At 29.3% G+C, this 15,385-nt stretch carries 14 protein-coding genes; 13 read left to right on the top strand and 1 reads right to left on the bottom strand.

Annotation, left to right across the window (positions count from 1 at the left end; translation table 11 throughout):
• Window positions 1–195 precede the first annotated feature (195 nt).
• The 8 genes from KGF50_RS11215 to KGF50_RS11180 all read left to right on the top strand — a co-directional run bounded on the left by KGF50_RS11215 (window position 196) and on the right by KGF50_RS11180 (window position 8,073).
• On the top strand, window positions 196–855 hold the full coding sequence (locus KGF50_RS11215; protein WP_227848124.1) for a response regulator transcription factor: 660 nt from the start codon (window positions 196–198) through the stop codon (window positions 853–855).
• A 204-nt stretch (window positions 856–1,059) separates the two neighbouring features.
• Window positions 1,060–2,118, top strand: a complete 1,059-nt coding sequence (locus KGF50_RS11210; RefSeq protein WP_227848123.1) for a lysylphosphatidylglycerol synthase transmembrane domain-containing protein — start codon at window positions 1,060–1,062, stop codon at window positions 2,116–2,118.
• Between the two features lie 244 nt (window positions 2,119–2,362).
• Entirely contained in the window at window positions 2,363–4,507 is a 2,145-nt protein-coding gene (gene fdhF, locus KGF50_RS11205; protein WP_227848122.1) for a formate dehydrogenase subunit alpha, read from the top strand.
• Window positions 4,508–4,554: 47 nt separating this feature from the next.
• Entirely contained in the window at window positions 4,555–5,388 is an 834-nt protein-coding gene (fdhD, locus tag KGF50_RS11200) for a formate dehydrogenase accessory sulfurtransferase FdhD (protein ID WP_227848121.1), read from the top strand.
• A gap of 11 nt (window positions 5,389–5,399) precedes the next feature.
• Window positions 5,400–5,573 (top strand): hypothetical protein, encoded by a 174-nt coding sequence (locus KGF50_RS11195; protein ID WP_227848120.1) that lies wholly within the window; start codon window positions 5,400–5,402, stop codon window positions 5,571–5,573.
• 36 nt (window positions 5,574–5,609) lie between these two features.
• Complete coding sequence (locus tag KGF50_RS11190; protein WP_227435731.1) at window positions 5,610–6,161, top strand: 4Fe-4S dicluster domain-containing protein; 552 nt, start codon at window positions 5,610–5,612, stop codon at window positions 6,159–6,161.
• Between the two features lie 20 nt (window positions 6,162–6,181).
• Window positions 6,182–7,558 carry a [FeFe] hydrogenase, group A gene (locus KGF50_RS11185; protein ID WP_227848119.1) on the top strand — a complete coding sequence of 459 codons (1,377 nt, stop codon included), beginning with the start codon at window positions 6,182–6,184 and terminating at the stop codon, window positions 7,556–7,558.
• The gene (locus tag KGF50_RS11180; RefSeq protein WP_227828267.1) at window positions 7,558–8,073 is read left to right on the top strand and encodes a 4Fe-4S dicluster domain-containing protein; all 516 of its coding nucleotides are present in this window, start codon (window positions 7,558–7,560) and stop codon (window positions 8,071–8,073) included. Before KGF50_RS11185 ends, KGF50_RS11180 begins: the two co-directional genes overlap by 1 nt.
• A gap of 82 nt (window positions 8,074–8,155) precedes the next feature.
• Here KGF50_RS11180 and KGF50_RS11175 read toward each other — a convergent pair whose 3' ends face one another.
• Window positions 8,156–9,439, bottom strand: coding sequence for a conjugated bile salt MFS transporter (locus tag KGF50_RS11175; protein ID WP_227848118.1), 1,284 nt, complete (start codon window positions 9,437–9,439; stop codon window positions 8,156–8,158).
• Between the two features lie 188 nt (window positions 9,440–9,627).
• Between KGF50_RS11175 and KGF50_RS11170 the strand changes: the two genes are divergently transcribed.
• The 5 genes from KGF50_RS11170 to KGF50_RS11150 all read left to right on the top strand — a co-directional run bounded on the left by KGF50_RS11170 (window position 9,628) and on the right by KGF50_RS11150 (window position 15,284).
• A complete protein-coding gene (locus KGF50_RS11170) occupies window positions 9,628–10,050 on the top strand; it encodes a DUF3783 domain-containing protein (protein WP_227848117.1) in 423 nt (140 codons plus the stop codon).
• 107 nt (window positions 10,051–10,157) lie between these two features.
• Window positions 10,158–11,096 (top strand): phosphoglycerate dehydrogenase, encoded by a 939-nt coding sequence (locus KGF50_RS11165; protein WP_227848116.1) that lies wholly within the window; start codon window positions 10,158–10,160, stop codon window positions 11,094–11,096.
• 186 nt (window positions 11,097–11,282) lie between these two features.
• On the top strand, window positions 11,283–13,307 hold the full coding sequence (ligA, locus tag KGF50_RS11160; protein WP_227848115.1) for an NAD-dependent DNA ligase LigA: 2,025 nt from the start codon (window positions 11,283–11,285) through the stop codon (window positions 13,305–13,307).
• A 157-nt stretch (window positions 13,308–13,464) separates the two neighbouring features.
• A complete protein-coding gene (gene rph, locus KGF50_RS11155; RefSeq protein WP_227848114.1) occupies window positions 13,465–14,814 on the top strand; it encodes a ribonuclease PH in 1,350 nt (449 codons plus the stop codon).
• Entirely contained in the window at window positions 14,814–15,284 is a 471-nt protein-coding gene (locus KGF50_RS11150; protein ID WP_227848113.1) for a metallophosphoesterase family protein, read from the top strand. The genes rph and KGF50_RS11150 overlap by 1 nt, the downstream gene beginning before the upstream one ends.
• Window positions 15,285–15,385 lie beyond the last annotated feature (101 nt).

The raw sequence follows: 15,385 nt of genomic DNA, 5'->3' as shown, positions 1-15,385 counted from the left end.
AAACAAATCTATGTAAAATAAATATTAAGTGTTTAAAATATAAAATTTTTATGTCTAAGGTGTTAAAATGATTTTGTTATAAAATATTAATTAATCATTGTAAGTTATAATAGTATGAGATTTTATATAAATTTATAAAGATATAATTAAATATATAAATTAAAGTGTCATTAAATATGTAATGGAGGTGTTAGTATGTCTAAGATACTAGTAGTAGATGATGAATTAGATATGTTAAAGTTAATTGAAAATATATTAAAAAGAGATGGGCATGAAGTAAAGGTAATTAGCGATGTGGAAAATATTCTTGATGTTGATTATAATCCTTTTAATCTAATAATATTAGATGTAATGATGCCTAAAATGGATGGTTTTGAAGTATGTAAAAGTATAAGAAATAAAGTTGATTGCCCAATATTGTTTTTGACAGCTAAAAATATGGAAAGTGATGTTATGTATGGTCTTGGTATAGGTGCAGATGATTATATTACAAAGCCTTTTGGTGCAGGTGAGCTAAGAGCCAGAATAAATGCTCATTTAAGAAGAGAAAATAGAGAGAAAAAAAATTCATTAACTATATCAAATGTTCAATTTGATTTTTTGGGAAAAGAAATTTCTGTTGATAATAATAAGATAAATTTTACTAAGAGTGAGTACCTAATATGTGAATTTCTAGCAAAAAATAAGGGACAAGTCTTTTCAAAAGAAAGAATATATGAGCATGTATATGGATTTTATGGAGAAAGTGATATAAGTGTTATCACAGAACACATAAAAAATATACGAAGCAAGTTGAAATCTTATGATATTTATACAATAGAGACTGTATGGGGGATAGGATATAAGTGGGTGTAATAAATAGATATTTAGAGTGAATATTGTATATATCTACAAAATGTTTGTAAAATATTAATCTATATATTAAAATTTAATTTATAGGTTAATATTTTTTGTATGTGACAAAACTGTAAGGTATTTTGTTATAAAATATTAATATTCGTAGTGTATACTAATAATATGGTGTTTAATATAAATCTTGAGCAAAGGATGGTTTTTCTAATGGATAAACTAAAAAATATTAGAAAGAGTTTACTACAGTATACATTTTTATTTTTACTAATAGGTATAACAATTTACTTGGTATTTAAAACATTAGATATTAAGATGTTATCAAATGTTATAACTATGGTAGATAAAAAGTTTTTATTCATAGGGGCTTTGGCAATAATGTGTCACATAATGCTTGAAGGAGTAGTAATGAAGATAATTATAGAAAGTACTCACAAAGTCAATATTAGATTTATTGGTTTCAAGCTAGCTATTATGGGATTTTATTATAATCTAATAACTCCTTTTGCTTCAGGAAGCCAACCAGTACAGATATATGTACTTAAAAAATGTAAAATGCCACTTAGTAAGGCAAGTGCGGTTGTAACTAATAAGTCTATCATTTTTCAAATAGTAGTTACTTTTTATTGTACAATACTTGTGTTAATGAATTTTGCCATGTTAGAAAAACAAATGAAAATGATTATGCCTTTGGTGTTTTTAGGGATAGCTATTAATTCATTTGTCTTAATTATGATAATATTAGTTATTTTAAATCCTCGAAAAATAAAATACTTTATGCGAGTTTCTATAAAGTATTTATCAAAATTTAAAATTTTAAAATTTTTAGATAATAAAACTGAATCTATAGAAAATTTTATAGATGATTATAGTAAGGCAATAAGTTTTTTTGCCAAGAATAAAAAAGTATTGATTTCAACTATAATAGTAACTTTTATTCAATTAACTGCTTACTTTAGTGTTTCATTTTGGATATATAAAGCATTTAACCTACAAGGTTATAGCTACATATATATATTAACATTACAAGCATTTTTATATATGGCAATATCACCAATACCAACACCTGGTAATGTAGGAGCTAATGAATTAGCATTTTTCACTATATTTAAATCAGTATTCCCTCAACCTCTAATGGGTTATGCAGTATTTTTATATGGTGGATTTATGTATTATTTGATTCTGATTGGAAGTGGTATCTTTACTGTAATCACTCACTATAGAATGAAAAATAGAATTGGTAGAAATGCCGTTTTAAGTGAAAATTAGATAAATCTAAATAAGCATATAGTAAAAAATATGTCATAAGAACTATAATATTTTAATTAAATGATTGAAATATAAGGATTATTATGACATATTTTTTTTGAAATTTAAAAGGAATTGTGAGAAAATTGTTGAATTTAATAGATAATATTGCAAAATATTTGTAAATTTTGCATATTATAAAAGTACTTCATTATCTTTAAGGTAAATTTTACTCATCAGGGGATAAATCTAAGGGGGGAAATGTATGGAGAAGAAAATTTTAACAGTTTGTCCATACTGTGGAGCTGGATGCCAATTATATCTAGTAGTAAAAGATAACAAGATATTAAGAGCAGAGCCGGCTGATGGTAGAACAAATCAAGGAAGTTTATGTTTAAAAGGTCGTTATGGATGGGATTTTCTAAATGACCCTAAAATTTTAACACCTAGACTAAAAAAACCAATGATAAGAAAGCAAGGTGTGTTAGAAGAGGTTGAATGGGATGAAGCTATAAGTTATACAGCTTCAAGATTAAACGAAATTAAAGAAAAATATGGTCCTGATTCTATTATGGGGACAGGTTCTGCAAGAGGACCTGGCAATGAAGCAAACTATATAATGCAAAAATTTATGAGAGCTACAATAGGAACTAATAATGTTGACCATTGTGCTCGTGTCTGACATGCACCATCTGTAGCCGGTCTGGCTTACTCATTAGGTAGTGGTGCAATGTCTAATTCTATACCAGAAATAGAAAACGCAGATGTTTTATTTATATTTGGATATAATGGAGCAGATTCACATCCAATAGTTGCAAATAGAATAATTAAAGCTAAGAAAAATGGAGCTAAGTTAATTGTTACTGACCCTAGATTAACTGAGTCTGCAAGAATTGCTGATATACATCTACCTATAAAGGGTGGAACAAATATGGTTTTAGTAAATGCTTTTGGAAATGTTTTAATAGAAGAAGGTCTTTACAATAAAGACTTTGTTCAAAATCATACACAAGGATTTGATGAGTATAAAGAAATTGTTAAACCATATACAGCTAAATATGCTGAGAAAATGACAGGAATTCCAGAAGAACTTATAAGAAGATCTATGAGAGAATATGCAAAAGGTAAGAAGGCCATGATACTTTATGGAATGGGTGTCTGTCAATTTGGTCAAGCTGTTGATGTAGTTAAAGGTCTTGCATCGATTGCTCTACTTACAGGCAATTTTGGTAGAGAAAGCGTTGGAATAGGACCTGTACGTGGACAAAATAATGTTCAAGGAGCTTGTGATATGGGAGCTCTTCCTAATGTATATCCTGGCTATCAAAATGTAACTGATGATAAGATAAGAGAAAAATTTGAAGATGCTTGGGGAGTAAAGTTATCTCCTAATAATGGATATAGTTTAACTCAATTTCCAAATTTAGTGTTAAAAGAAAAGAAACTTAAAGCTTATTATATATTTGGGGAAGACCCAGTACAAAGTGACCCAGATGCATCAGAAGTTAGAGAGGCTTTAGATGAGTTAGAGTTTGTTATTGTTCAAGATATATTTATGAATAAGACAGCGCTTCATGCTGATGTTATACTTCCAGCTACTTCTTGGGGCGAACATGATGGAGTATATACATGTGCAGATAGAGGATTCCAGTTGATGAGAAAAGCTATAGAGCCACAAGGAGATGTAAAACCAGACTGGAAAATTATAAGTGAAATTTCTACAGCAATGGGATATCCTATGAACTATAAAAATACTAAAGAAATATGGGATGAACTTAGAGCGTTGTGTCCAAATTTCTTAGGTGCTACTTATGAAAAAATAGAGGCTCAAGGTTCTGTTCAGTGGCCTTGTAAGAGTGAAAGTATGGAAGATAAAGGAACTATGTATCTATATGAAGGACAAAAATTCTCTACTCCTAATGGAAGAGGTAATTTATTTGCTGCAGAATGGAGACCTCCTATGGAAGTTGAAGATGATGAGTATCCATTTAGTTTATGTACTGTAAGAGAAGTTGGTCACTATTCAGTAAGAACTATGACTGGTAATTGTAGAACTCTTAGTTCATTAGAAGATGAACCAGGTCGTGTTCAAATAAATTGTAATGATGCAGATAGATTAGGAATTGAAGATGATGAGCTAGTTAGAATTAGTTCAAGAAGAGGAAGTGTAATCACAAGAGCAACAGTAACTGATAGAGTTAAAGAAGGAGCAACATATATGACTTATCAGTGGTGGGTTGGAGCTTGCAATGAGCTTACAATAGCAAATTTAGACCCTATATCTAAAACACCAGAATACAAATATTGTGCTGTTAAACTTGAAAGACTTGATGACCAAGAGTTAGCAGAGAAATGTGTAAGAGAAGAATATCAAAGTCTTAAAGATAAAATGACTGCTACAAATGTTTAGTAGTTATTAGAGTAAAGATTTATAAAATGCGGAAAGGCAAATATCTTATGGAGAATATATACTCAAAGACTAAGTCACAAGAAAATAGTAAAGGTGAAGTTTTTGAAAACAGTTATAGTCTAGTTGATTATAAATACATGAATTCTTTTAAGTTAGAAATAAGCAAAATAAATGAATATAATTTATCTAATGAATATGAAGAAATAATTGCAGAATATCCACTTAGCTTTATTTTGAATGATAAATATATAAATACATTTTTATGTACACCATATAATTTAAAAGAGCTTGTAGTTGGTTTTTTGAGAACAAAGGGATATATAGAAAATAAAAAAGACATATTAGATATAGGAATAAATGATAAGGAACGTGTTACAAAAGTAACTATTCAAGAGAAACATGAGGACGAAGAGAAACAAATCATATTTTTAAACTCACTAGACTATATAAGATGTACTCCTGTAGAGAGTGATATAAAAATAAATTATGATGTGATTTACAATATAATGGATAAAAACTTAAATTCGTCAGATTTATTTAAAAATACGGGTGGAGTACACAGTGTATCCATATTTGATAATGATAAAAAAATAGTGACCTGTGAAGATGTAGCAAGGCATAACGCAATGGATAAAGCAATAGGATTTTGTGTTTTAAATGAAATATCATTAAAAGATAAGACTGTAGTTGTAAGTGGGAGAATATCTTTAGAGATGATATTAAAGGCAGCTATGACTCAAATACCTATTGTAATATCAAAATCAGCACCAACTAATTTATCGATAGAGCTTTCTAAAAAATTAAATATAACTCTTATTGGATTTGTAAGAGGAAGACGAATGAATATCTATGCAAATTCACAGAGAGTTATCAAAAAGTGAGACTGAAGCGTATGTGTGCTAATAAAGAAGAAAAAAAATATTCAAGATGTGAAATGTGTGGAGTAGTAATTGATGATACCGACAAAGTGTATGCCAATAAGTATGATTTGTGTAAAAAATGCAAGCGAAATATAAGTATTGAAAAAACACTAAAATATATAAATATATATAATAAAAATAACTAGGGACTTAGAAATATACAAATTGAAAGGTGGGATAATATGAATAATAAAATAGGCTCTTTTGTAATAGCAGACCCAAGTAAATGTACTGGTTGCAGATCTTGTGAAGTAGCTTGTTTTACGATGCATAACCAACATAATAATGTAGGGTATACGGTTGGGACGGTTGACATACCAGTTATACCTAGACTGTATTTAGTAAAAGGTGATACTTTCTGTATGCCAATACAATGTAGACACTGTGAAGATGCTCCTTGTCTAAATTCATGTCCACAAAAAGCTATAAACAAAGAGAACAATGTAATGTTTGTTAATGAAGAAAAATGTATAGGGTGTAAAACTTGTCTCCTAGCATGTCCTTTTGGAGCTATAGATTTACTTCCACAATATAAAGATGGGAAAGAAGTAGAACAAGTAATTTTGGAAGAAAATAAAAAAATAGCATATAAGTGTGATTTATGTAAAGACAACGAAAAAATAGCTTGTATAAGCGCATGTCCTCAAGATGCATTAAAACTTGTTACTCCAATAGATGACAAAAAAGCTAAGAATAGACAAGCTGCACTTAGCTTATTGTTGACAAATAAATAAAGGATAAAGGGGTGACGTTTATGATAATAAATATAGATAAAGATTTATGTACTGGATGCAGAGAATGTTCAAAGGTATGTCCAGTAAATGCTATTGAGGGGGAAGAAGGAAAACCACAAGAGATAAATTTAGATAGATGTGTTATGTGTGGTCAATGTGTTCAAACTTGTAAATCTTATGCTTCAGTTATAGATGAAGGCTTTGAGTTTTTGAAAGATAAAAAACAAGAAAGAAAAATACCAGAATCAATAAATGAACCTATATTCGCAGCGCATAATGTATGTGATGTAGATAGGGTAAAAAAAGCTTTAAGTGACCCAGATATATTTACAATGGTTCAATGTGCACCAGCAGTTAGAGTAGCTTTAGGAGAGGATTTTGGATACTATCTAGGATATTTAGGTGCTGGAAAAATGGCAGCAGCACTTAGAGCATTAAATTTTGATAGAGTTTATGATACTAATTTCGCAGCGGATTTAACTATAATGGAAGAAGGTAGTGAGTTAATTAAGAGAGTTACAGAAGGTGGAACTCTTCCAATGTTTACATCTTGTTGTCCAGCTTGGGTTAAATTTATGGAAAAAAATTATCCTAAACTAACTAATCACTTATCTTCTTGTAAATCACCTCAACAGATGGGTGGTGCAATATTTAAGACATATGGCGCAGAGATAAATAATGTGGACGCATCTAAAATATTTAGTGTTTCTATAATGCCATGTACATGTAAAAAGTATGAATGTGATAGAGAAGAGATGGATTCTAGTGGACATAGAGATGTAGATGTAGTGTTAACTACTAGAGAGCTAGCTTACCTAATAAAAGATATGGGAATTGATTTTAAAAGTTTAAGAGAAGAAAAGTTTGACAGCCCTTTAGGTAGTTATAGTGGAGCTGGAACTATATTTGGTGTTACTGGTGGAGTTATGGAAGCTGCTATAAGAACAGGTTATGAGCTTATAACTGGAGAAAGCATACCTAATGTAGAAGTAAAACAGGTAAGAGGAGAAAATGGTTTTAGAAAATCAACTATTAAGGTAGGGGATTTAGACTTAAGAGTTGGCGTAGTAAGTGGATTGGAAAATGTAATACCAGTACTTGAAGCTTTGGAAAAAGGAAAGTTGGATATAGACTTTATAGAGGTTATGACTTGTCCTGTTGGATGTGTAAGTGGTGGAGGTCAGCCCAAAATTTTACTAGAGGAATATAAAGACTTAGCCTATGAAAATAGAACAAAAGCAACATATGTGCATGACGAACACTTGGCAATTAGAAAATCTCATGAAAATCCTGACATTAAAAAATTATATGATGAATATCTAGTAGAACCATTAGGAGAAAAATCTCATCATTTATTACACACTACGTATTGTATAGGAAAGGAAGTGGCTAAATAATGAATTATTTTGTTATAGCAGACCCTGATAAGTGCATAGGATGTAGAACTTGTATGATAGGGTGTGTAGTTGCACATTCAGATGAAGATATTTTTTACAAAAGTCCAGATGAAATAAACTTTAACCCCAAGCTTTCTGTAATAAAAACAAAGGAAGTTAGTGCTCCAATACAATGTAGACATTGTGAAGATGCTCCTTGTGCAAAGGCCTGTCCAAATGGTGGTATAGTTAGGGTAGGTAATACAATAAAAATAAATGAAGAAAATTGTATAGGATGCAAGACTTGTATGCTAGCATGTCCTATAGGAGCAATAGATATAGTTACACTAAAAGATGTAGACAAAGGAAAGCTTTGCTTTAGAGAAAGAATGACAGCAAACAAATGTGATTTTTGCATAGATTCACCAGAAGGACCAGCATGTGTAAATGTATGTCCAACAAAAGCATTTACGATAGTTAAAGATGAGGATATAGATAACACTGTTAAAAATAAAAGAAAGTTAGCTATATTATAATATAATTAATAAAAAGATGGAGTTCTATTTGTCATTAAAAGCTCCATCTTTTTTATATAATCTTTATATATCTAAAAATCAGTTATTGCATTAGTTTATCGATTCTTTCTTTATTCATTTTTTTCATTCCGATAGAAGTTACAATAAGTAGAGTATAAGCAATTACAACCGATAAAATTATAATAGACCAAGAAAATCTATATCCAAAGTTATCAACTAGTAACCCAAATAATGTTGAACCTAATGCAAATCCTACTGCAAAAATTAATTGTACGATTCCATATATACTACCAAACTCCTTTTGACCAAAGAAAGTACCTGTTAAATAAGCAGGACCAATCATATAAGCAAATACAGAAAGTCCTTTCAAGGTAGCAAATACAAATGCAAAAGTAGAAGATTTATCTACAAGTAGTAGTGATAAAGTAGCCACAAAGACCAATATAAAAGCTATAATAAGTGGTTTTACCTGACCAAATTTATCAAACAATAATCCTCCAAATATATTACCAATGAGAGCAAACAAAGCAAAAATGGACCCTACTGTTCCTATTAAAATTGGATTTAGATAGTTTCTAAGATACGTTGGATATTGTACAGATAATGATGAAACATATATACCTACAAATACAAATCCAATTGCCATAATCCAAAAATATTTAACTTTCTTGGCTTCTTTTAATGTATAACCCCATACTGAAGAAGAAACTGCATTAGATGCTTTCTCTTTTTTACCTTTAGACTTTACTTTCTCACTAGCATCTTTAGGCATTCTAAGTATAAATAATATTATAGGTATCCCAATTATTAATGCTGCAATTCCGAATATTAGATAAGAACGACTATATCCTTGAGATGCTAATAAATGAACTACAAGTGGCTGTAGAAATATACTACCAATAGAACCACCAGCAAAAGCAAAGCCTAGAGCTTTTCCTTTACTTTCTTCATCAAACCAAGCACTTATTAAAACAGGTATTCCTATAGCTGATATAATTGTAGCGCCAATTTGCACAATACACGATAAAGTATAAAATTGCCATAGTTCAGTACATATAGAAAAAGTAGCAAAGGCAATACTAGAAATTATACAACCTAATAAGTATAGTGTCTTAATATTGACCTTAGAAAATAATGTACCTATAAAAGGCGATGAAATTGCTGAAGCAATCGTACCAATGGTGAATATTAGAGAAAAAGATGCTAAACTGAAGCCTTCTCCTTCTACAACATAACTTATAAACTGAGGTTGTATAGTAGCTACAAGATTAAATGGGATAGCTTGTATCAACATGCAACCAAGTACTATAATCCAAGCAGATGAAAAGTTTTTAATGCTAAAATTTTTGTTTAGTAGTGTCTTCATGGTATCTCTCCTTTAGATTATAATTTGTAAATATTAATCTAATTATTCTAATTTTATATATTAGTTTTGGATAGTCGAATTAGTTATATGTAATTTGGGGTATTAATATAAAAATTATCTGTAAAAATTGATTATTTTAAATAGATAGGGTAAATTAAAATATATAGATAAATGAAAGGATGGATAAAATGTCATTTGAAAAAATAAATAATAATAATCTAGATAAAATACACAGCAGGAAGTGTATTATGTTTGTAAATTTTAATAAAAAAGAATTATCATTAATTAAAAATGTTAGTAATTTTGCTGGAATAAGAGACCATATCATTTTAAGTGATAAAAATGGTGAAAACATAGTAAGAGACATTTTGGATGGAAATATATCAAGTGAATGTGATAATGGAATTAAAAGTAAGTCTGTAATATTTAATAATATTTCCAGTACACAAGTAAATGCATTTTTAGAAGGATTGAAAAAAGTAAGAATAAATAGACCTTTTACAGCAATGGTAACTGATACATCTATTGATTGGACATTAAATAATTTAATAGAAAATTTAGTTCAAGAACGCAATGCTATGTCTTCAGGAAAAACAATTGAGCATAAGTAAATTAGTTTTTAGAACCATCTTCTAATAAATTTAACTAATATGTGTTAAGTATCATATTATACTGTAAGATATAAAAATCTTAATACAAGTGGATGGAGGAAAGTAAAATGAAAGTATTATTTACAATAAATTATGGAGAAGAAAAATTCAAAAAAATAAATGAATTAGGATATGATGTTATACATTACTCTGAAGATAATATAGAAAATAATGAAGATGTAAACACTGCAGATGTGTTAGTTACATATAATCCTTTTGACAGGTTAGATATTTCTAAAATGGAAAATTTAAAATATATACAAACAACAAGTGTAGGTATAGACCAAATTCCAAAAGAAGATGTGTTAAAAAGAGATATCAAGATAGCCAACAATAGGGGTGGGTATAGTATACCTATTGGTGAAAGCATTGTTATGTATATTTTAGAAATTTATAAAAATAGTGCAAAATTTTTTAAACAACAGCAAAATAAAGAGTGGAAAATGGATTTTTCTGTATCAGAATTATATGGTCAAAGGGTTGGATTTCTTGGTACAGGAACTATCTCATCAGAAGCAGCCAAAAGGTTAAAAACTTTTGGGGTAGAAATATGGGGAGTCAATACTGATGGAAGCAATAAAAAATACTTTGACAAGTGTTTTTCTACTGAAGATATGGATGTTGTATTTAAGGAATGTGACATAATAGTTGTAGCAATGCCTTCTACAAAGAGTACAGATGGAATAGTAAATAAAGATATGTTTAATCTTATGAAAGAAGGTTCTGTATTTATTAATGTAGGTAGAGGAAACACAGTTAATCAGAAAGATTTAGAAGATTGTGTAGAAAAGTTTAGAGGTGTAGCGTTAGATGTATTTGAAAGTGAGCCTTTAAGTAAAGATAATAAATTATGGGAGTGTGAAAATGTTATAGTAACTCCTCATAACTCTTGGGTATCTGATAAAAATAAAGAGAGAACATTTAATATGGTCTATAATAATTTAAAACATTATATAATAGAAAATAAACCTGTAGATAATGTTGTAGATATATCAAGAGGTTATTAAATATATAAAAATTTTAATGAAAATAAAAAACTCTTATTAGTATTATTAGAGATACTATAAGAGTTTTTTTTGTAATAAATTTAAAGTCAAAAAAGTGATATACTAAAAAATATATAAATAGGAAATAATTAATTATAGGGAAATTTTAAAATGATTCAATTTAAAAAATATGAAGAGGTGCTAAGAGTGAGCGTTAAAAACGAAATTAATAAACTTATAGAACAAATAAACTATCATAATGAAAGGTATTATAACCAAGATAGTCCAGAGATATCAGACTATGAATATGACAAACTAATGAAAGAACTAATATCTTTGGAAGAACAAAATCCAGAACTAAAGAGAATTGATTCTCCAACAAATAGAGTAGGAGGTAAGCCATTAGATAAATTTAATCAAATTGTACATAAAGCTCCTATGCTAAGTTTATCAAATGCTTTTTCAGAGCAAGATTTGAGAGATTTTGATAAGAGAGTTCAGGAATATGTGGGAGACAGTGTTGAATACGTTGTTGAATTTAAAATAGATGGTCTTTCAGTAGGTCTTACTTATAATAATGGAGCATTTGAAAAAGGAGCAACTAGAGGTGATGGAGTTGTAGGAGAAGACATTTCTCAAAATTTAATGACTGTAAAAAGTATACCTCTTAAAATAGATGAAAAAAAAGAGTTAATAGTTAGAGGAGAAGTATATATATCAAAAGATAATTTTAGAAAAGTAAATGAACAACAAGAAGAACAGGAACAACCACTATTTGCTAATCCAAGAAATCTTGCAGCAGGTTCATTAAGACAATTAGACTCAAAATTAACTGCAAAGAGACCATTAGATATATTTGTATTTAATATGGAAAATATAGAAGATTATACTTTAGAGAGTCATAGTGAATCCTTAGAATATTTAGAAAAACTAGGCTTTTCAGTAAGTCAAAGTTATAAAGTTTGTAAAAATATAGATGAAGTTATTGAACATATTGAACATTGGACAGAAAATAGAGGTAATTTAGAATACGAGATAGATGGAATGGTAATAAAAGTAAATAATATAAAACAAAGGGAAGAGATGGGATATACTGCAAAGAGTCCAAGATGGGCAATTGCATATAAATTTCCAGCAGAAAAGAAAAAAACTAAAATAGTAGATATAATAGTAGAGGTTGGCAGAACTGGTACAATAACGCCATCAGCAGTACTTGAACCAGTTAGGCTTGCTGGTACTACTGTAAGTAGAGCAACACTTCATAATGAAGACTATATAAAAGAAAAGGACATAAAAATAAATGATACAGTATTGGTTCAAAAAGCAGGAGATATAATACCTCAAGTTTTAGAAGTTATAAAAGAAGCTCGTACTGGAGATGAAGTAGATTTTGAAATGCCAGAAAAATGTCCTGTTTGTTCAGAACCAACAGTAAGATTAGAAGGAGAAGCTGCTGTAAAGTGTATAAATATGTCTTGCCCAGCTCAAATAAGAAGGGGAATTATACATTTTGTATCAAGAGATGCAATGAATATAGATGGTTTAGGAGAATCTATAATTACATTGTTGTTAAATGAAAAAATAATTCAAGATGTGTCTGATTTATATTATATAAAAAAGGAAGATGTAGTTGATTTAGAAAGAATGGGTGAAAAATCTGCTGATAATTTAATAAATTCAATAGAAAAGTCAAAAGAAAATGATTTATGGAGACTTATAAATGGTTTAGGAATTAAATTTATAGGTGTTAAGGCAGCTAAGATACTTGCCTCAAAATTTAAAGATTTAGATGATGTGATTTCTGCAACAAGTGAGCAATTAGAAGACTTAGAGGAATTTGGTGGTATAATGGCAAATAGTGTTATTGAGTTTTTTAAGGAAGATAAAAACATAAATGTCATAGAAAAATTAAAAAGTGTAGGAGTAAATACAAAATCATTAGAGAATACAGGTGAAACAGTAGAAAGAATATTTGAAGGAATGAAAATAGTATTGACTGGTACACTTCCTACATTAAAAAGAAATGATGCAAAAGATATGATAGAAAAAAGAGGCGGCAAAGCTACATCTAGTGTAAGTAAATCGACAACTTTTGTTTTAGCTGGAGAAGAAGCTGGCTCTAAACTTACAAAAGCAAATGATTTAGGAATTAAAGTTATAGATGAAGAGAGATTTTTAGAATTATTAACTTTATCATCGAAAGATGAAGTAAAAGCTGTATTAGAGGGTTAAAAAGTCATTTAATTTAGTAGAAAACTACTATAATTAATGATAGAATAGTTCAGTAAGCTATCGAATTATGAAAAATGACATTATATAAGATTAATAAAATTAAAACTTATAAAAATAAATTTATAAAATATATAAGGATTAAGAAAGGATATAAAAAATGACCAGAAGTTATGATAGAACTAATGAACAGATAAGACCTGTAAAGATTACTAGAAATTATACAAAGTATGCAGAAGGTTCTGTTCTTATAGAAATGGGAGAGACAAAGGTTATATGTACTGCATCAGTGGAAGAAAAAGTACCTCCTTTTTTGAGAAATAGTGGTACTGGGTGGATAAATGCTGAATATTCAATGTTACCAAGGGCAACTCAACAGAGAAAAATAAGGGACGCATCTAGAGGAAAAATCGACGGAAGAACTCAAGAAATACAGAGGTTAATAGGAAGAGCAATAAGGTCTGTTATAGACTTAAATAAATTAGGAGAAAGAACTATTTGGGTAGATTGTGATGTGATTCAAGCTGATGGTGGAACTAGAACTGCATCTATAACGGGGGCGTTTGTAGCAGTTGCAGAAGCAATCTATAAATTATATAAAACAAAAGCATTAAAAGAAATGCCAATAACAAATTTTGTATCTGCAATTAGTGTTGGAATAGTAAATGAAACCCATATGCTAGATTTATGTTACGAAGAAGATTCTAAAGCACAAGTAGATATGAATATAATAATGACTGATAAGTGTGAGTTTGTAGAAGTACAGGGAACTGGTGAAGAGAAACCTTTTTCAAGAAAAGATTTAAATTTATTGTTAGAGTTAGGAGAAAAAGGGAATAAAGAACTAATAAGACATCAAAGAGATGTTTTAGGTGAAATAGCAGATGAGATATTAGGTATGGACTATGGCAATGAAGTAGTTATTGCTACTAATAATGCTCATAAGCTAGAAGAAATAGGTGAAATCTTAAAGGACTTTGAATATACTGTATATTCTCTAAAAGATGTTGATTTAGCAGGTATAGAAATAATAGAGGATGGAAAAACATTTGAGCATAATGCATTGATAAAAGCTAGAACAATAGCTAGAAAAACTAAACTTATAGCTATAGCAGATGATTCTGGTTTGGAGGTAGATGCATTAGGCAAAAAACCAGGTGTTCATTCAGCTAGATATGCAGGAGAGCATGCTACAGATGAAGAAAATAGAGAAAAGCTATTAAAAGCTATGCAAAATGTACCAATGAGTAAAAGAAGTGCAAGATTCGTCTCTGCAATAGCAGTAGTTTTTCCAGATGGAAAAGAATTTGTAGTCAGAGGAATTTGTGAAGGAATGATAGGCTTTGAAGAAAAGGGCAAAAACGGATTTGGATATGATAGCTTGTTTATAGTAAAAGGATATAATAAAACTTTTGGTGAAATACCTAGTGTTATAAAAAATTCAATCAGCCACAGAGCAAATGGACTAAAAATTATGAAACAAGAGTTTATGAAAAGGGTAGTGAAGTAATGAAAATAGGCATAATAAGTGATACACATATGATGATTAAAAATATGGAAAAGACAATACCATATTTAGAAGAATGTGACTTAATAATTCATGCAGGAGACAACTTTACAGACTCAAGATATATTCATAATATGACTAAGGTGGGAATTATTGCAGTTAAAGGAAATTGTGATTTTGATGCTATAGAAGAAGAACTTGTCTTTGAAGTAGCAAATAAAACTATATTTTTATGCCATGGAGATAAGTATGGTGTAAAATATGGCACACAGATGTTAGAAAATAAAGCTGCTGAAATTAATGCTGACATAGTTATATTTGGTCATACTCATACTCCATTTAGAGAAATTAAAGATGGTGTGCTTTACATAAATCCTGGAAGTACTTCACTTCCAAGAGGAGTATCGTATAAGAGTTTTGTAATTATGGATATAAAAGAAGATGACATAAATATAGAGGAAATACGCATATAAAGGTGTATTTATCCAAAAAAATGGCAAAAAACACTCAAAAAATTAAATTTTATCAAATAAGTACAACGATATTAATGGAACACTTGTAAATAAAAAAACTT

Origin of the sequence: Clostridioides sp. ZZV15-6598 (assembly GCF_020657705.1) — a bacterium.
Taxonomy (GTDB): Bacteria; Bacillota; Clostridia; order Peptostreptococcales; family Peptostreptococcaceae; genus Clostridioides; species Clostridioides difficile_F.
Note: the sequence above shows the minus strand (reverse complement) of the source record. Positions and strands in the feature narration are given on the sequence as shown.

Bases quoted from the DNA above. Each gene is read 5' to 3' on its own strand.
- KGF50_RS11215 (WP_227848124.1), top strand. From the start codon at position 196: ATGTCTAAGATACTAGTAGTAGATGATGAATTAGATATGTTAAAGTTA.
- KGF50_RS11150 (WP_227848113.1), top strand. From the start codon at position 14,814: ATGAAAATAGGCATAATAAGTGATACACATATGATGATTAAAAATATG.
- KGF50_RS11195 (WP_227848120.1), top strand. From the start codon at position 5,400: ATGTGTGCTAATAAAGAAGAAAAAAAATATTCAAGATGTGAAATGTGT.
- KGF50_RS11175 (WP_227848118.1), bottom strand. From the start codon at position 9,439: ATGAAGACACTACTAAACAAAAATTTTAGCATTAAAAACTTTTCATCT.
- KGF50_RS11180 (WP_227828267.1), top strand. From the start codon at position 7,558: ATGAATTATTTTGTTATAGCAGACCCTGATAAGTGCATAGGATGTAGA.
- KGF50_RS11185 (WP_227848119.1), top strand. From the start codon at position 6,182: ATGATAATAAATATAGATAAAGATTTATGTACTGGATGCAGAGAATGT.
- KGF50_RS11210 (WP_227848123.1), top strand. From the start codon at position 1,060: ATGGATAAACTAAAAAATATTAGAAAGAGTTTACTACAGTATACATTT.
- KGF50_RS11190 (WP_227435731.1), top strand. From the start codon at position 5,610: ATGAATAATAAAATAGGCTCTTTTGTAATAGCAGACCCAAGTAAATGT.
- fdhD (WP_227848121.1), top strand. From the start codon at position 4,555: ATGGAGAATATATACTCAAAGACTAAGTCACAAGAAAATAGTAAAGGT.
- KGF50_RS11170 (WP_227848117.1), top strand. From the start codon at position 9,628: ATGTCATTTGAAAAAATAAATAATAATAATCTAGATAAAATACACAGC.
- KGF50_RS11165 (WP_227848116.1), top strand. From the start codon at position 10,158: ATGAAAGTATTATTTACAATAAATTATGGAGAAGAAAAATTCAAAAAA.
- rph (WP_227848114.1), top strand. From the start codon at position 13,465: ATGACCAGAAGTTATGATAGAACTAATGAACAGATAAGACCTGTAAAG.